The organism is Streptomyces inhibens (assembly GCF_022221585.1).
Taxonomy (GTDB): domain Bacteria; phylum Actinomycetota; class Actinomycetes; order Streptomycetales; family Streptomycetaceae; genus Streptomyces; species Streptomyces inhibens.
Genome location: NZ_CP084681.1, coordinates 8,374,260 through 8,391,940 on the forward strand (window position 1 = coordinate 8,374,260; position 17,681 = coordinate 8,391,940).

Annotated in this window: 14 protein-coding genes; 3 read left to right on the top strand and 11 right to left on the bottom strand. The window is 71.7% G+C overall.

The window, feature by feature from the left end; genetic code table 11:
- Position 1: 1 nt before the first annotated feature.
- On the bottom strand, positions 2–967 hold the full coding sequence (locus tag KI385_RS37510) for an acetylxylan esterase (RefSeq protein ID WP_238576486.1): 966 nt from the start codon (positions 965–967) through the stop codon (positions 2–4).
- A gap of 135 nt (positions 968–1,102) precedes the next feature.
- Between KI385_RS37510 and KI385_RS37515 the strand changes: the two genes are divergently transcribed.
- Complete coding sequence (locus tag KI385_RS37515) at positions 1,103–1,942, top strand: hypothetical protein (RefSeq protein WP_238576487.1); 840 nt, start codon at positions 1,103–1,105, stop codon at positions 1,940–1,942.
- Here KI385_RS37515 and KI385_RS37520 read toward each other — a convergent pair.
- From KI385_RS37520 to KI385_RS37560, 9 genes are all read right to left on the bottom strand, one after another.
- The gene (locus KI385_RS37520; RefSeq protein ID WP_238576488.1) at positions 1,923–3,275 is read right to left on the bottom strand and encodes an esterase-like activity of phytase family protein; all 1,353 of its coding nucleotides are present in this window, start codon (positions 3,273–3,275) and stop codon (positions 1,923–1,925) included. The two genes, KI385_RS37515 and KI385_RS37520, sit on opposite strands and share 20 nt — an antisense overlap.
- Positions 3,276–3,416: 141 nt before the next feature.
- Positions 3,417–4,274 carry a YwqG family protein gene (locus KI385_RS37525; RefSeq protein ID WP_238576489.1) on the bottom strand — a complete coding sequence of 286 codons (858 nt, stop codon included), beginning with the start codon at positions 4,272–4,274 and terminating at the stop codon, positions 3,417–3,419.
- A gap of 82 nt (positions 4,275–4,356) precedes the next feature.
- A complete protein-coding gene (locus KI385_RS37530) occupies positions 4,357–5,172 on the bottom strand; it encodes an amino acid ABC transporter ATP-binding protein (RefSeq protein ID WP_238576490.1) in 816 nt (271 codons plus the stop codon).
- 5 nt (positions 5,173–5,177) lie between these two features.
- On the bottom strand, positions 5,178–5,963 hold the full coding sequence (locus tag KI385_RS37535) for an amino acid ABC transporter permease (protein ID WP_238576491.1): 786 nt from the start codon (positions 5,961–5,963) through the stop codon (positions 5,178–5,180).
- 11 nt (positions 5,964–5,974) lie between these two features.
- A complete protein-coding gene (locus tag KI385_RS37540) occupies positions 5,975–6,772 on the bottom strand; it encodes an ABC transporter substrate-binding protein (protein WP_238576492.1) in 798 nt (265 codons plus the stop codon).
- Between the two features lie 146 nt (positions 6,773–6,918).
- Positions 6,919–7,839 (bottom strand): homocysteine S-methyltransferase, encoded by a 921-nt coding sequence (gene mmuM / locus KI385_RS37545; protein ID WP_238576493.1) that lies wholly within the window; start codon positions 7,837–7,839, stop codon positions 6,919–6,921.
- Between the two features lie 174 nt (positions 7,840–8,013).
- Entirely contained in the window at positions 8,014–11,094 is a 3,081-nt protein-coding gene (locus tag KI385_RS37550; RefSeq protein ID WP_238576494.1) for a glycoside hydrolase family 2 TIM barrel-domain containing protein, read from the bottom strand.
- A 299-nt stretch (positions 11,095–11,393) separates the two neighbouring features.
- Positions 11,394–12,701, bottom strand: coding sequence for an SWIM zinc finger family protein (locus KI385_RS37555; protein WP_238576495.1), 1,308 nt, complete (start codon positions 12,699–12,701; stop codon positions 11,394–11,396).
- A complete protein-coding gene (locus KI385_RS37560) occupies positions 12,698–15,814 on the bottom strand; it encodes a DEAD/DEAH box helicase (RefSeq protein WP_238576496.1) in 3,117 nt (1,038 codons plus the stop codon). Before KI385_RS37560 ends, KI385_RS37555 begins: the two co-directional genes overlap by 4 nt.
- 148 nt (positions 15,815–15,962) lie before the next feature.
- On the opposite strand from KI385_RS37560, the gene KI385_RS37565 reads away from it, so the two are divergent.
- On the top strand, positions 15,963–16,145 hold the full coding sequence (locus KI385_RS37565; protein WP_128509271.1) for a hypothetical protein: 183 nt from the start codon (positions 15,963–15,965) through the stop codon (positions 16,143–16,145).
- 205 nt (positions 16,146–16,350) lie between these two features.
- Here the strand turns inward: KI385_RS37565 and KI385_RS37570 are convergent, their stop codons facing one another.
- On the bottom strand, positions 16,351–17,133 hold the full coding sequence (locus KI385_RS37570; protein ID WP_238576497.1) for a hypothetical protein: 783 nt from the start codon (positions 17,131–17,133) through the stop codon (positions 16,351–16,353).
- Positions 17,134–17,242: 109 nt separating this feature from the next.
- Between KI385_RS37570 and KI385_RS37575 the strand changes: the two genes are divergently transcribed.
- A complete protein-coding gene (locus KI385_RS37575) occupies positions 17,243–17,677 on the top strand; it encodes a hypothetical protein (RefSeq protein ID WP_238576498.1) in 435 nt (144 codons plus the stop codon).
- The last annotated feature ends 4 nt before the right edge of the window (positions 17,678–17,681 follow it).

Below are 17,681 nucleotides of genomic sequence, written 5' to 3' on the forward strand. Positions count from 1 at the left end.
GTCAGCCGAGCAGCTTGCGCAGGAATTGCAGCTCGGCGGCCCGCTGCTCGCCCCCGCCTCCCTCATGGGCGTTGAACCGCCACACCTTCAGCTCCTTCTCGCCCGCGTAGTGGTGGTACGCGGCGAAGCCGGTGGACGGCGGCACCACCTCGTCGCGCAGCGCGGTGCCGAAGAGCGCCGGGGCGGTGGCCCGGACCGCGAAGTTCAGGCCGTCGAAGTGGTCCAGGGTGTGCAGGGCGGTGTCGATATGGCCGCGCGCGCCCGCGAAGTAGCGGGCGAGCTCGCCGTACGGGCCCATGTCCGTGATCTCGACCGCGCGCCGGACATGCGTCAGGAACGGCACATCGATCAGCGCGCCCGCCAGCCCCGGGACCAGCCCGGCCATCGCCAGGGCGAGGGCGCCGCCCTGGCTGCCGCCGGCGACCACGATCCGCCCGGCGTCCACCTCGTGGTGCGCGCGGGCCGCCTCCACGGCCCGTACCGCGTCGGTGAACAGCCGCCGGTAGTAGTAGTCGTCGGGATCGAGCAGACCCTGGGTCATCTTGCCCGGTACACCCGGGTTGCCGTAGCCGGCCGGATCGGGGGTGTCACCGGGCCGGTTGGGGCCGCTCTGCCCGCGGGTGTCCATGACGAGCGTGGCGTACCCCGCGGACGGCCACAGCAGCCAGTCGTGCGGCAGCAGCCGGCCGCCGCCGTAACCGAGGTACTGCACCACGCACGGCAGCGGCCCGGCGGCCGTCCGCGGGATCAGGAACCAGCCGCGGATACGGTGCCCGCCGAAACCGGAGAACGTCACATCGTCGCAGCGCAGCAGGGCGAGCCCGGCATCGACTTCGGTGAAGCGGGCGTCGAGGTCATGGGTGCGGGCCTCGTCGAGGGTGCGTTGCCAGAATGCGTCGAACCCGGCCGGCTCGGGAAGCGGCGGGCGGTAGGTGCGCAGCTCGTCCAGGGGTAGGTCGGTGAACACGCAAAACCTCCGGGCCGTAGGGTGGTTTGCTGCCTGTCGCCAACGGTGCCCACAGGGTGGACATTTCAGACGCGAATTGTTCCAGCTTGGTCACCGAGTCCCTCAAAACCCAGTAAAGAAGCGATCATTTCCGCCATGAGTTTCCCTCCGCCTCCGCCGCCGCATCAGCCGAACCAGCCGCCCAACGACAACCCCGGCGGCTTCGGCCCGCCGGCCGGTGGCTACGGACAGGGCCAGGGCCAGGGCGGGTACGGCCCGCCCCCGGGCGGTAACCAGCCCCCCGGCGGCTACGGCCCGCCCGCGGGCGGCTACGGCCCCCCGGGGCCGGGAGGCCCGGCGGGCCCCGGCGGTTGGCAGCAGCCGCCCGGCCCGCCCAACGGCGGCGGCAACGGTAAGGTCATCGCCGCGATCATCGGCGGCGGCGTGGTCGCACTGGCCGCCGTCATCACCGTCGTCGTGCTGGCCAACAGCGGCGACAAGACCAACAACCGTGCTCATACGTCCAGTTCGAGCACCAGCGCCACCCCGTCCGCGTCCGCGTCCGCGACGCCCTCCGACGACCCCTCGCCCTCCGATTCGGCCAACAGCAGTGACTTCGAGAGCACCATGCCGTCGCCCGCCGATGGCAAGATCCCCTTCTACCTGCTGAAGGTCGGCGACTGCTACGACCTCCCGGCGGGCGGCGGCGGCAACAACGACTCCGCCTCCTGCAACGGACCGCACGATGCGGAGGTCGTCACGACCCACCGCCTCGATGCCGGTCTCACCACCGAAACCGGCATCAAGAACAAGGCGTCGTCGCTCTGCCGCAACGAGCTGGAGAGCAAGGCGGCCCGGCAGCCCGCCGGCACCGCCGAGGGCACCTACGTCCAGTACCCCAGCCTCAACGGCTACAAGCTCGGCATCAAGTCCGTCAGCTGCAGTCTGATGGGCAACCGCACCGGCACCAAGAAGCTCACCAAGCCGCTGTCCTGAGCCGCACGGTCACCACCGTCGTCGGCACCCCGCTGTCCACGAGACGGCCCTGATCGTCGAACGCGTCAGGGCCGTCCGTCATGCCGAAGTCGTTGTCGTTGACGAGCGTGAGGGTGCGCCGCCCGCTGACCGCGATGCCCTCGATCTTCTCCGGTATGCCCTTGACCCCGCGCAGATCGACGACCAGCCGCTTGGGCAGCACCGGCGCACGGCCGCCGGACTGCTCCAGGGACGGGCTGGTCGCCGGATCGTCCCAGCGCGAGCCGAGAATGTCCCAGCGCTGTGCCAGCTCCACCCGGTGCAGCCGGGCGGCCTTGTCGGTGCGCTCCTCGACCAGCAGCCGGTCGCGGCCCACCGCCACCACCGAGGAGATCTTCAGCTCGGAGGTGTCGTCCTCGCCCGGATCGACCTCGCCGACCGGGTCGAAGCGGTACGCGTACTCGGCGGTCACCGCGCCCTTGCCGGGTGAGAAGCGCAGCAACCGGACCGTACGGGACTCTCCCTCATGCCCCGGGGACATGGGAGGTGCCCCCGCACCGGCCGCGGTGTCCGGGTGGGACAGCGGACTCTGCACGGCCGCCACCAGATCGCCGTCCGGCAGCAGCGCCAGCCCCTCGAAACCCCGGTTCGTCTTGCGCTTTTGCAGTAGACCGGGCAGCGATTCGACGACCGGGTAGTCGGTGCCGGTCAGATGCAGCCCCCGGGGGACATGACGGGCCAGCACCCGGCCGGACGCCGACACATGCACCAATGACGGGCCGTACTCGTCGGCCAGCCAGAAACTGCCGTCGGCGGCCCGCACCACGCCCTCGGTGTCCAGGCCGTTGGGGTCGTACGACAGCGGCTGCCCGGCATCGAAGGTGTACGGCGCCTCGTCCCGGCTCCGCTGATTCGGCAGCCCGGTGACGGCCTTGCCGGAGCGGGTGGTGATCGGCCGCGCGTCCAGAACGGTGATCCGGTCGCCGCGCACCTTGATCTTCACCAGGGCCGGGTCGAAGCCCGGCACCGGGAACGTCCGCCGCTTGCTGCCGTCCACCTTGATCTGGCCGTTGGGCCCGCGGTCGGTGACCGTCCAGAACTCGCCGGCCCGCCCGGCCGGGAAGACATCACTGCCGATGCCGCCCAGCTTCACCCCGCGGTCATTGCCGACGCTGCCCGGCAGCAGCGCATTGCTGAACTCGCCCAGCGGGATCGCCGGCAGTCGCGCGGACCCGGTGACCACGGCCGGCGGCGGACCGGCCTGGGCACTGGCCCGGCCCGGCACCACGGCCGTGGCGAGCACCGCGAGCGGCAGCGCCGCTATGAGCGGACGGCGCAGCTGACGTAGGGACATCGAACCTCCAGGGCGGACGCGGGGAACACAGCCTTGCCAGCGTTGCCCGGTCGCCCCAACAGCGGGTGAACTGCGGCCGATCGGCGGCCGACGCCCCGGCTCCCGTCCGGTGATCGTTCCGCGAGGGCGAGCCCTGTCGACTCAGTGCAGATCCACCTCGAAGGGATGACGGTGGTCGACGGGGCAAGCGAAGATCCGCAGGTCGCCCCACCGCCCTACGATGACCTCCGTCACGGCGTCGCTGGCCACGGTGAACAGCAGCGTCATCTCCGTGTCGCACGTGCGGCAACGCAGCACCATCGGATGCGTCAGGTGCCAGGTCGGCCATCCGCCGAGCTTCCATCCCGCGACACGGGTGATCACGTCGCCGCCGTCGCCGGTCGTGCGCACCAGCTCCTCCAAGGCCGGCCGGAGCTCCGGGGGAAGTTCCTCGCGGAAGGGGAAATCGGTCAGTGGCTCACCCGTGAACGTGCACGCCTGGGGCAGATAACCGTCCTCCGAGTGCCGTGAAGGCGACGGAGGGGCCACCAAGCAGCCGTCCACGTCGGCGGCTCGACGCCGGCGCACCTCGACGACCGGGCTGACATCGGCCTGTTGAGCGGGGGGATCCCAGTGTTCGTTGGGGCACCACAGCACTTGCAGGAGGTCGGTGTCGGCGGGCCACCAGGGCCCCGGCACGTCACGCTCGAAGATCTGGGCGACCGGCACCATTGCCGTGGCGGGCAGGCCCTCGGGGTTCGTCTCGTCGGGCAAGGAGCACAACGGCCACGGCTCGTCTTTCGGCCACAGCAGCGGTCCGCCGATCGAACTGTCCCTCGGGCTCGGCTCCCCCCGCTCGGGGTGCAGCACGACAGCCTCGCGTGCAAAAGGCGCGAGGCCCGGCAGGGCATCGAGTATCGCTTCGGTCGAAGGTCTCGGGAGGTGCGTCATGGTGCCTTCTCGTCGGCCGGCCACAGATCGCTCACAACGTACCGGCCGGCACTGACAGCGGCGCCCCACGAAGATTCCTGCCGTACGGCATGCTCCAGGGCCTGTCCGATGGGTCATGGCCGGACCCGCGGCGTTGACCCATCGGACAGCCCTAGCCCGCCGCGCCGGTGTCCGCGACCTCGCTCACCTCGGCGGCCGCCGGATCCAGCACCCGGGCCAGGAATGTCCTGGTCCGCTCGTGCTGGGGGGCGCCCACCACCCGCTCCGGAGTGCCCTCCTCGACGATCACCCCGCCGTCCATGAACACCACCCGGTCGGCGACCTCCCGCGCGAAGCTCATCTCGTGCGTGACGACCAGCATCGTCATACCGTCCTGCGCCAGCCCGCGCATCACCGCCAGCACATCACCGACCAGCTCCGGGTCCAGTGCCGAGGTCGGCTCGTCGAAGAGCATCAGCTCGGGGTCCATGGACAGCGCGCGGGCGATGGCCACCCGCTGCTGCTGTCCGCCCGACAACTGCGCCGGGTAGGCGGACGCCTTGTCGCTCAGCCCGACCCGTTCAAGGTTGGCGCGGGCGATCCGCTCCGCCTCGGAGCGATCGCGGTGCAGCACCCGTCGCTGAGCGATCGTCAGATTCTCCAGCGCGGTCAGATGCGGAAAGAGGTTGAAGGACTGGAAGACCATGCCGATCCGGCGGCGGACCAGATCGATGTCCACGTCCGGGTCGGTGACCTCGGTGCCGGCCACCGTGACCCGGCCCGCGCTCGGCTCCTCCAGCAGATTCACACAGCGCAGCAGCGTCGACTTCCCGGACCCCGAGGGCCCGATGACACACACCACCTCACCGCGCGCCACCGAGAAGTCGATGCCGCGCAACACCTCCAGCTCGCCGAACGACTTGCGCAGCCCCTGCACATCGATGGCCTTGGTGTCGTCGGAGGCCGCTGCGGTCCGGTCCGTTGTCATGCGGGTCACCTGGCCTTCGCCGTACGCGCTTCCAGCCGCCGGACCAGCTGGCCGAGCGGGAGGGTGATCACGAGATAGAGCAGTCCGGCGATCAGGATCGGGGTCAGACTCTTGTGTTCATTGAGCGCGTCCCGACCGAAGTTGGCCAGCTCGAACTGGGTGAGCGAGAGACCCAGCAGATACACCAGCGAGGAATCCTTGGTCAGCAGGATCAATTCATTGGTGAGCGGCGGCAGCACGATACGGAACGCCTGCGGGATGACGATCGAGACCATCGCCCGCCCGTGCGACATACCCAGCGAACGCGCCGCCTCCGTCTGCCCCTTGGGCACGGCCTGAATACCGGCCCGAATGGTCTCGGCCATGTACGCCGCGCCCACCAGACCGAGCGACAGCATCACCGTGACGTTCATATCGAGCGCCACCTCGAAGGCCAGCGGCACACCGAAGCCGAGCGCGATGAACACCAGCAGCGCCGGGATCCCGCGGAAGAACTCGATATAGGTGACGGCGATCCAGCGGTACGGCGGCACCGATGACAGCCGCATCAGCGCCAGCACCAGCCCGAGGGCGAGACCGAACCCGAATCCGAGCAGGGTGTAGAGGACGGTATTGACCAGCGCCGTGGTGATGATGTCGGGGAACAGCGCCTTGGCGACCTCGATGTCGAAGAACGCCATCCGCAGCTGGTGCCAGTCGGCGACCAGCGCGAACACCACCACGGCGGCAACCAGGACGCCGTACTGCACGCCGCGGACCAGCCGCGCGCGCCGTCTTTTGGAAAGCGGCATCAGGACCGGCCTCAGCTCTGCGGAGTGGTGCCGAACCACTTCTTGTAGATCCGGTCGTAACTTCCGTCGGATTTGGCCTTCTTGATGACCGCGTTGATCTTCTTGCGCAGTGCGTCATTGCCGGTGCGTACGCCGATGCCGTAGTGCTCACCGGTATTGAATTCCGCGGTCACCTTGGTGTCCGGGTTCTGCTTCACATAGTCGAAGAGCACACCGTTGTCATTGATGCCGGCGTCGACCTGGCCGGACTTCACGGCGGTCAGCAGCAGCCCCAGATCCTCGAACTCCACCAGCTCGACGCCCTTGCCGTGCTCCTTGGCGTAGATCCCGCCGGTGGTGGCCTTCTGATAGCCCAGCTTCTTGCCCTTGAGGTCCTCGACCTTCTTGAAGGGCTTGCCCTGCTTCGTCAACAGTGCCTGGGTGGCATTGAAATAGGGGTCGGAGAAGTCCATCACCTTGTCCCGCGCGGGCGTGATCGTCATGCCGGCGGCGGCCAGGTCACATTTGCGGATATTGAAGTCCTGACCCGTCTCGATGCCTTCGAAGGGGGTATTGACGATCTCCTGCTTGACGCCCAGATCCTTGGCGACCAGGTCCACCAGATCCACATCGAATCCGACGATCTTGCCGTCCTTCTTCACCTGGAACGGCGCGTACGGAAGGTGGGTGCAGGTCTTGAGCGTGCCGGAGGAGATCAGCTCCTCACCGCCGGAGCCCTTCTTCCCGTCGGATTTGGTGCTGGTACACCCCGCCAGCACGGCGACGGCCGCGGCAACGGCTATGACAGGCAACGCGGAGCGAGCGGACACGGGCCCTCCAGAGCGGGGTGAAGATCGACCAATCCTGGCGTGCTGCGAGTTGGCCTGATACTGCCATCGACCAGGGGTTCTGTCGCCGCCGCGTGGGTTGCGTCTGTGTAACGCCTTCGGCCCGCGTCCAGGCCCGGGGCGCCGCTTCAGCCGCCCAGGCCGGCCGCCAGCTCGGCGATCACGTCCGGGCCCACCCGGCAGCAGCCGCCGATGAGCCGGGCGCCGTCGGCCGCCCATCCGGCGACCCGGTCCGTGCCGAACGCCGGGCTGCCGCACCAGGCCCGGGCCTCGGCGTCCCAGCTCTCCCCGCTGTTGGGGTAGACCACCACCGGCTTGCCGGTGACCCGGGCCGCGAGCCGCACCGCCCGGTCCGCATCGTCCGGCGCACAGCAGTTCACCCCGACCGCGATCACCTCGTCCACGTCCGCCGCCAGGGCGAACGCCTCCTCCAGCGGCTGCCCGGCACGGGTGCGCTCCCCCGCGATGCTGTACGACAGATAGGCCGGCACACCGAGCCCCCGCACCGCCCGCAGCAGCGCCCGCGCCTCATCGGTGTCCGGCACGGTCTCCAGCGCCAGCACATCGGGCCGCGCCGCGGTCAGCACCTCCAGCCGCGGCCGGTGGAACCGCTCCAGCTCCGCCACCGACAGGCCGTAGCGGCCGCGGTATTCGGAACCGTCCGCCAGCATCGCCCCGTACGGGCCCGCCGACGCGGCGACGTACAACGGCCCTGCGACCCCGCCCGCCGCCGCCCGCCCGGCCGCCTCGCGGGCCAGCTCCACACTCCGGGCGAGCAGCGTCGCGGCCTGCTCGGCGCCGATGCCGCGGCGCGCGAACCCCTCGAACGTCGCCTGGTAGCTGGAGGTGATCGCCACCTGCGCCCCGGCCTCGTAGTACGCCAGATGCGCCCGCACCACGGCCTCCGGCTCCTCGGCCAGCAGCCGGGCCGACCACAGCGCATCGCTCAGGTCGTGCCCGGCGGCCTCCAGCTGATTGGACAGCCCGCCGTCGAGGACGACCGGCCCCGTGGCGAGGGCCTCGGCGAGCGGCGGGGACGTGCTGACCATGGTGCAAAGCCTTTCGGTGCGCTGCCGGACGCGTTGCCGTCCAGGGGGTGTTCCTCGCGATTCCTCGCGCCTTTCCTCACCTCGGATCGTAGCCCCGGCCAGTGACAACGCCCCTGGTCGGCACCCCGCGGGCCCGCCCGGCACGGCGCTCGGCACGCCGCCGTCCAGAGACGTTCAGCGCAGCGACGAGAACACGAACGAGAACCGCGCCGGCGCCACCTCCAACCGGTGCTGCGGCAGCACTCCCGGCCCGCACGACTGGCTGCCGATGCCGTGCTGCGCATGGTCGAGATGCAGCCACAGGTCCTCGCCGGGCCGCAGATCCGTGGTGTGCCGGGCCGCGGTCAGCTCCTCGGCCGACCACCGGCGGGCGGTGAGGAAGAAGTCCGGATCGCCCTCGATCCGCATACCCGAGCCGTCCGCACGGGTCAGCTGCGCCCAGCGCACGCCGGGCCGCGCGCCGTTCTCCTGCGGCCGGACATACGGCGTCTGCAGCGCGTCCACCGGCATCGACCAGCGGCCGACGCGCGCCGCGGCCCGGGTGTCCGGATAGCCCTCGCCGGGGCCGCCGCCGAACCACTCCACACACCCCAGACTGCCGCACACCGACATCCGCACCCCGAGCCGTGGCAGCGGCCCCGGCCAGTCGCCCTCCGGGGCGACGGTCAGCTCCAGCCGCAGTACGTCCCGTTGGGCTGTCCAGCGGTAGACCGTGTGCAGCGCCAGCGGTGAGCCGGCCGGCGCGACCCGGGTCCGTACCACCAGGGCGTCCGGTCCGGTCTCGACGGCGTCGACGCGGTGCCGCATCCGATGGAGCCCGAGCCGCCGCCATTCGGTGGCCGGCCGCGGTTCCGGCTGCCAGGGCGCGGCCTCGTCGTTGTCGGTCGGCGCCCGCCAGACGTCCAGACGGGGGCCGCCGATCTGTACGCCGTCCAGATAGCCGAGCGCCCCCGTGCTCGCGTCGAAGGTCCCCGGGCCGAGAACGATCACATTGCCCTCACCGCGACGCGGTGCCGCGGTGGCCGCCGGGGGAGAGACGGCGGGGCGCGGCGCGGCCGGCAGCTGGCCCCAGGCGACCTCGTGCCCGGCCGGCGCCCATGCGGTGTCCTCGCCCAATACGGCCCGGACCGTCCAGATCGCCTCCCCGTCGTCGCCCTCCCCGGGCGACACCGTCGGCAGTTTCAGCACGGCCGACTCACCGGGCGCCAGCGCCGGCACCTCCAGCCATCCGTGCCCCCGCCCCTCACCCGCCACCTCGTACCTCCAGTGGAAGCCGAGATGCCCGAGGTCGGCGAAGTCGTACAGATTCGTGATCCGGACCGCGCTCGCAGCGCCGTCGTCGTCGGTCTCGGCCTCGATCCGCACCGGCTCGATGACCTTCTTGAACTCCAGCAGGCCCGGGGAGGGCACCCGGTCGGGAAAGACCAGCCCGTCGCAGACGAAGTTCCCGTCGTGCAGCTCCTCGCCGAAGTCCCCGCCGTACGCATGGAACACCTCACCGTCGGGCGTCAGCTGCCGCAGCCCGTGATCGATCCACTCCCACACGAAACCGCCCTGGCAGCGCTCATACGACTCGAACAGCCGCTGGTACTCGCTCAGCCCGCCCGGCCCGTTGCCCATCGCATGTGCGTACTCACAGAGAATGAACGGAAGTTCACGCCGCCGGGCGTCCAGCACCGGATCGGACAGTGGCTCCTCGGCGCGCTGCCCGATGCGCTCCACCTCCGCGTGATCGGCATACATCCGGGAGTAGACGTCGGTGTCGGCGCAGCTGCGGTCGCCCTCGTAGTGCAGCGGGCGGGACGGGTCGCGCTCGCGCATCCAGGCGGCCATCGCGGACAGCCCGCGGCCCGTGCCGCACTCATTGCCCAGCGACCACAGCACGATGGCGGGGTGGTTCTTGTCCCGCTCGACCATCCGGCGGGCCCGGTCGAGCAGCGCCGGCTCCCAGCGCTCGTCGTCGACCGGATTGTCCCGCCAGCCCTGCTGGGCGAACCCGTGCGTCTCCAGATCGCATTCGTCGATGACCCACAGGCCCAGCTCGTCACACAGATCGAGGAAGGCGGGGTGCGGCGGATAGTGGCTGGTGCGCACCGCGTTGATGTTGTGCCGCTTCATCAGCAGCAGATCGCGGCGCATCGTCTCGGGGCCGATGGTGCGCCCGTAGCGCGGGTGGAACTCATGGCGGTTGACGCCGCGCAGCAGGATCCGGCGGCCGTTGACCTTCAGCAGTCCGTCCTCGACGCGGACCGTACGGAATCCGATCCGCAGCGGGATCCGCTCGCCGGCGGTGGCCAGTTCCCCGTCGTAGAGGTGCGGCCGCTCCGCCGTCCAGGGGTGCACCGGCACCGTCGCGCTCTCACCGGTCGCCAGATCGAGGCCGAGCGCCGGTACGGTCACCCGCCCGCCCGGCTCGCACTCCACGCGCAGTGTGCCCTGCCCCGTGACGTGATCGAACCCCGCGTGGACGAAGTGGTCGACGACCGAGCCCTCGGGACGCCGATGGACCGAGACGTCCCGGAAGACGCCGGGCAGCCACCACTGGTCCTGGTCCTCCAGATAGCTGCCCGACGACCACTGATGGACCCGCACCGCCAGCACATTGCGGTGCGGCCGCAGCAGATGCCCGACCTCGAACTCGTGCGGCAGCCGGCTGCCCTTGAAGTGCCCCAGTTCCTGCCCGTTGAGCCAGACCCGGGCGCACGACTCCACCCCGCCGAAGTGCAGCACCGCCGGCCCCTCCCCCCACCCCTCGGGCAGATCGAAGACATGCCGGTGGTCGCCGGTCGGATTCTCGTCCGGCACCCGCGGCGGATCGACCGGAAAGGGGTAGGCGGTGTTGGTGTACGCGGGCGCCCCGCTCCGCCGCGCGCCGCCTTCGCCCTCGTACGAGCCTTCGGAATCAAAGCGTCCCTTGAGCGCCCAGTGGCCGGGTACCCGCAGATCCTGCCACTGCGCATCGTCGAAGTCCGGCCGGGCGAAGGCGTCGTCCTCGGCGGTGGCGCTCGCGGAGAGCCGGAACCGCCAGGTGCCGTGCAACGAGAGCCGGTCGGCATCCGATCGCGCGTACCAGGCGCGGGGCGGCAGTGCCCCGCTGCCCGGCGAGCGGTCTTCGTAATACGGGGGAATCCGGTCCTGACGGTCCTGGTGGCCCGGGTCGCCCGGGTGGCGCGAGGCGCTGTCCGTCTCGTCGGCGGTCCGCGGCGGCCGTGCGTACGACGTGTGGTGCGGCGCGTGCTGCGAAGTACCGGTCACTGGTCCTCCTGCTGCGGGCGACTTGCCTGGCGGTGGGGGATCGGTTCAGCGAATCATGAGCGGCGGCGCGGCGCAGCCGGATGGGGAGGATTGAGCCGGGCGGGTCCCGCGACGCCTCCCGGCGGCACCGGATCCGGCACCGCCGCGGCGAGAGTCTGCCGCCGGACTTCCACACCACCGAACTCCTGCGTGGCCACCCGGTGCGAGGTCCTCGTACGGCGAGCGGCCGCACACCGGACGGCGGGAGCGACCGGCGCCTGACCCGCCCCCACCGCCCTCACCTCCTCGCCCCTAGCCGCTCACCCCTCCGCCGACAACCCCGCGAGCGCGCCCGCCGGATCATCCGTGGCCGGGCCCGCCGGCACCCACTGTCCGCCTTCCTTGCGATACGGCCACCAGCGCCCGTCCCGCCCGTAGCGCACCTGGGCATCGCCGCCGACCACCGTCCAGCGGTTGCGGGTGGCGCGCAGCCGCGGCCGGGTCTCGCCGTCCTCCCAGGCCGCCGCGAGCCGGTCGTTCGCCCGCGCCAGCGCCTCCGGCTCCGGTGTCCACTCCTCCTCCAGAACCGCGAGCCCGGCCGTCCCGCCCAGCTCCCAGGCTCGTACGGCCTGCGCAAGGCCCCGCGCCTCGCGCCCCGAACCGGCCGCCAGCCGCGCCGATATCTCCGCCCCGGGGCCGGCCGCCGCCAGCCGTACCGCATCCTGCGCGGGCGTCAGCGCCGGCGGCGGCGGATTGTCCGGATGCCAGGTGGAGAGCGCGTTCGCCAGCAGCCGCTGGGCGCGCGCCGCCGCATCACCGATCAGAAACTCCAGCGCGGCCACCTCCACTCCGGGCGCGGGCGGGGTGCCGCCACCGAGCACCGGGGCGGCGCCCGGTGTGGCGACCGGCGGCGGTGGCGCGGGCAGCGGCGGCAGGATGTCGCGCGCCGCGTACGCCTCGGCGGCCGGTACGCCCGCCCCGGGCCGCTCCGCCCCCGCGTCCCCGTCCGCCGGCAGCTCCGCCCGCGCCGCGCTGCGCGCCTGCAACTCGTCCAGCAGCTCCTGCTCACCCCGGCCACGCAACAGCAGCAGTACGAACGGATCCTGGTCCAGCAAGCGCGCCACCTGGTAGCACAGTGCGGTCGAGTGCGCGCAGTGATCCCACGCCCCGCAGCTGCACTCCGACTCCAAGTCGCCGATGCCCGGCAGCAGTTCGATCCCCGCCGCGGCCGCGTCCTCGACGAGCACCGGCGGCATGTCACGGTCCAGCAGCGCCGCGATATGCCCGGCCCGATCCGCGATCAGGTCCAGCAAACGGTCCCAGTCCGCCTCGCCCAACTGCTGCAACAGCACATCGGAACGGTGCCGCGTATGGTCGCGATCCTGGACGACCGCGGTGATCCGGCCGGGGCGCACCGACACCGCGCCGACCGCACCGGCCCGCGCATGCCGCCGGCCCAGTTTCACCTGCTCGCCGTCCAGCACGGTGTCCTCCAGCGCCTTGAGCCAGGCCTGCCCCCACCAACTCCGCGCAAAGGCACGGCCGCGCGCCCCCGGCAGCGCGGCGAACGTCCGCTCGGGGCCGGTCGCGCCCTGATCCATGGATTCCGCTTCCTCGGGTGTGTTCATCGCTCGCTCCCTCGCAGTGCGACCAGGTCTGTCAGCTCGGCGTCGGTGAGTTCGGTCAGCGCGGCCTCGCCCTCTGCGGAACCCAGTACCGCATCGGCCAACTGCTGCTTACGGGAGAGCATTTCGGCGATCCGGTCCTCGATCGTGCCCTCCGTGATGATGCGGTGGACCTGCACCGGCTGGGTCTGGCCGATGCGGTACGCACGGTCCGTGGCCTGTGCTTCGACCGCCGGATTCCACCAGCGGTCGAAGTGCACGACATGTGCCGCCCGAGTGAGGTTCAGCCCCGTACCCGCCGCCTTCAGTGACAGCAGGAACACGGGCGCCGCACCGTCCTGGAACCGCTGCACCATCTCCTCCCGGCGGGCCACCGGCGTCCCGCCGTGCAGGAACTGCGTGGGCACCCCGCGCGCCGCCAGATGGGCCTCCAACAGCCGCGCCATCTGCACATACTGCGTGAACACCAGCACGCTCGCGCCTTCGGCGAGGATGGTGTCCAGCAGCTCGTCCAGCAGCTCGACCTTCCCCGAACGCCCGGAGAACCGCGCCGCTCCCGCCGTCGGCCCGCCCTCCGCCACCTGCTCCCTCAGATACTGCGCCGGGTGGTTACAGATCTGCTTGAGCGAGGTGAGCAGTTTGACCACCAGCCCGCGGCGGGCGAACCCGTCCGTCCCGGCGATCTCGTCGAGCCCCTCGCGCACCACGGCCTCGTACAGCCCGGCCTGTTCCTTCGTCAGCGCCACCGCACGGTCGGTCTCCGTCTTGGGCGGCAGCTCCGGCGCGATCCCCGGATCGGACTTACGGCGGCGCAGCAGGAACGGCCGCACCAGCCGGGCCAGCCGCTCGGCCACCGCGCCCGCCTCGGGGGACGCCGCCACACCACCCTCGATGGCCTGCGCATAGCGCGTACGGAACCGGCCCAGCGGCCCCAGCAGTCCGGGCGTCGTCCAGTCCAGGATCGCCCACAGCTCCGACAGATTGTTCTCCACCGGGGTACCGGTCAGCGCCACCCGGGCCTTGGCCGGGATGGACCGCAGCGCCTTGGCGGTCGCGGAGAAAGGATTCTTGATGTGCTGCGCCTCGTCCGCGACGACCAGCCCCCAGCCCGCCTCCGCCAGCTTCTGGGCATCGAGCCGCATCGTTCCGTACGTGGTGAGGACGAACTCGCCGTCCGTCAGATCCGCCAGACTGCGCCGCCCGGCATGAAAGCGGCGCACCGGCGTGCCCGGCGCGAACTTCTCGATCTCCCGCTGCCAGTTGCCCATGAGAGAGGTGGGGCACACGACAAGCGTGGGACCGGCGGACTCGCGATCACCCTGCCGATGCAGATGCAGCGAAATCAGCGTGATCGTCTTCCCCAGCCCCATATCGTCGGCGAGACAGGCACCCAGCCCCAGCGACGTCATCCGGTGCAGCCACCCCAGCCCGCGCAACTGGTAGTCCCGCAGTGTCGCGGTGAGCGCCGTCGGCTGCCCGACGGATACGGCGTCGGCGCCCTCCGGATCGGCGAGTCGGTCACGCAGCCCGGCCAGCCAGCCGGAGGCCTGCACCTCCACCCGGCCGCCGTCCTCGTCCTCGGCGGTCCCGGTGAGCGCGGCGCCCAGCGCGTCGAGCGGCGTGACCTTACGGTCCCGGCGGTCCCGGGCGGCCCGTACCGCCTCCGGATCGATCAGTACCCACTGGTCGTGCAGCCGCACCAGCGGCCGCCCGGCCTCGGCAAGCCGGTCCAGCTCCGCCTTGCCGACGTCCTGACCGCCCACCGCGAATCGCCAACTGAACGAAAGCAACGCATCCGCGGACAACAGCGAAGGCGCCCCGGACCCCCTCCCCGACATCCCGCCCGCCCCGTCGCCGTCCACCGCATCGGCCGGCCCCACCACGGCCCGGCTGGTCAGCGTCCGCGCCAGCTCCTTCGGCCAGTGGACCTGCACCCCCGCGGCGGCCAGCGCACGCGACGCCGGCCCGAGCAGCTCGGCAACCTCCTCGTCGGCGAGCTCCAGCGCACCCGGCACGGCCGCCGACAACAACGGAGTGAGCGGCGCCCACGCGTCGGCCGCACGCCGCAACGTGAGCAGCGTGTCCATCCGAGCCCGCGGCCCGAACGCCCGCCCCGCCGCCGAGGCCCCCGCCCACACGTCGGCGGCATCCGCGACCAGCGTCGGATCGGTGAGGCTGTGCAACTGGAGGACGGTGACGAAGGTGAGGGATGAGCCGGCGGGGGTCACGTCGACGGTACGGGCGTAGTCGGCGGTACCAGTGGAGTCGGCGGTACGACCCGCGCCGACCGCATGGGCGTCGTCGGTGGTACGGGCCTCATCGGCGATACGGTCGGCCACGCCGGCGGTACCGACCTCGTCGTGCAGGCCGAGGCTCTGCGGCCCATCCGCCCCACCCAGCCCCTCCGCTCCGCGAACCTCCACCCGCAGCGAGATCCGCACCCCCGCGTCATGCCCCGCGGCGACGTCCGCGGCCCAGGCGCGCTGCTCGGGGATGTGCTGCGGGGCGGACACCGCGAAGGCCGGCGCACCGGTGGCCAACGCCGCGGCGGGGGAGCGCGGCAGCCCGTCCGCCACCGCGTCGAGGAAGGCCCGCACCTGCCGCTCGGGGTCCGGCAGCTCCACCGGGTCGGTGTCCGGAAGCGGGGTGGCGTGCGCGTACGGCGGCATCGCGGCGGCCAGATCACGCAACCGCTCGATGTCCGCGGGGTCGAGCGGACCCAGCCGCCAGGCGTCATACCCGGCGGGGCTCACGCCGGGCAGTAGCCGGCCGCGCGCGGCGAGCTGCAGCGCCAGTACGGCCGTGGCTCCCCAGAAGGCGGCCGCCGGATGGGCGCCCCGAGCGGCTCGCGCACGCGTGAGCACGGGCACGGCGTCGGCAACAGGCACCACCAGAGCCGGGACCTCGCACACCGAGATCCCACCGTCCTCGTCCGGCAAGGCCACGCTCAACTGCTCAGCAGCCGACGCGCCCCCGCTCACGTCCTCCATGGGCTCGCCGTCAGGACGCCAGAAGGCGACCCGGCCGGCTCGTGGCGGATCCGACGGCAGAAAGACCGCCGCGCAGCGGGAGAGCTCGGAGAGCTGAGCGGGTGTGACCGAGGGCAGGGATGTCACTGGGTCCAGAACTCCTCAAGTTTGACTACTGGCGCCTGGAGCGCCCGAGGGTACAGGACGGCAGACCCTGGGATGGAACCTGCGGCGGGAAAACGGCGTTCAATGGAGTACACAGAGCGCGGCATGAGCCGCGGAAGGGGAGTGAAGGATGTCCACACAGGCGAAGGTCGCGATCGGCGGCGTCGCGGTGGGAGTGATCCTGCTGTGGCTGCTGCCCTTCTGGGCGGCCGTACTGGTCATGGTCGGAATCCCGGCCGTCGCGTATCTGACGCTCGACCCCTCCCAGCGCCGCCGCCTGCGCCGCGCCAGCCGCAAGCAGATCGGTCGCTGATCGGCGGGCTGTTCGTGGCTGGGGCCGGTTGCGCTGCCGCTCGGTGGGTGGTGGGCCGGAGGGGACACCCGGTAACCCTCCCGGCCGAAGGCTGGGGGAGGGTTCCGGTGCGGCCCCTCCGGCCCCCGCGGCACACACGCAACCCGCGAAGCGCCGGCCCCCAACAAGCCCAGCGGCACACAAACCACCCGCAAGCCCCGGCCCCTCAGACCGGCCGCACCGCCAACTCGTCAAGCGACGACAGCAGCCCGGGCAATTCGGGCCCCCGGCCCACCGGATGGACCTCGCCCGGCTCCTCGTCCAGCAGCACGAACGCGATGTCATCGGTGCGAGCGACCATGCTCCACCCCGGCCCGTCCACCCGCAGCGTCCGCGCCTCACCGGCCGCGAACGACGACCGCACCCGCCCGGGCGGCGGCGGCTCGGCCACATAGCCACGCGCCTCCTCAAGCACCCGCCGCACCCCCTCATGTGCCTCGCCGCCCGGCTCCGCAAAGGAGACGTCCCCGTCCACCTGCTCGCGCCACGCCGCCCACTGCATGGCGATCTCGTCCGCGCCGAGCCTCCGTTGGGCCGGCCCCCACTCCCCGGCATCCGGCGGTGCGAGCGGCGCCGGATCGCCGTCCTGCGGCTCCGGATCGTGCGGCTGCGGCACCCCCGGCGCCGATACGGCGAGCGCGAGCGGCCAGCCGGGGAGCGCCGCCACGATGCTGCTCTCCGCGGGCGAGAGGTCGTACTCCATGCCGCAGTCCCAGGCAGCGATCGCACAGGCCACCAGCGACACATCGTCCGTCGCCACCGTCCAACGCGCGCCGTCACCGTCCTGTCCGAGGACCAGCCCGTAGCCCTCCGCGTACGGTTCGAGGCCGAGGCCCGCGCACACCTCGGGGTAGTCGTCTCCCAGCACGCTCGGGAACTGCGCGGGCGTCAGCAGCACCGCCGTCAGCACGAACAACTGGTCGTTGTCGGCGCTCTCGGTCGTGGGCACGCGAGCCTCCCCATCCATCCATTCCGGAGTACGTCGGCGCACCCTAATTGGCTTGGTAGGGGCTTGTCACCAGCCGTACGCTGGGCTGATGTGTTTCTACAGTCGGCGGATGCACTTCGTGTGCCTCGACTGCCGGGCCGCGTGGAAGAAGACACCGACCGGGCAGGGCCCCGGCCACTGCCCGCAGTGCCGCGGTGAGCTGATCAACGCGGGCGCCGATCTGGCGGTCCCCAAGCGGCGGGATGACGCGGGCTGGCGCGCCCTCGGGGCCGTGCTGCGCGCGGGGCTGACCTTCCACGGCGGCTGCTGCGGTACGGGCCCCGGCTACCGCCCGCGCACTCCCCGCGACGTCCAGGAGCGGCTGGTGCTCGCCGAACGCACCGGTATGCCCGTCAAGAAGGCGCTGGCCGTGGTGGATCCCTCGCGGATCACGGACCGGTTCGGAGCCGACGCGCGCACCCCGGGGCGAGGCGCCCGTAGGGCACCGGCGCAGCGCGCGAACGGCGGGCCGAACCCCTCACCGGCGACCGCCCGAGCCGACTGATTCC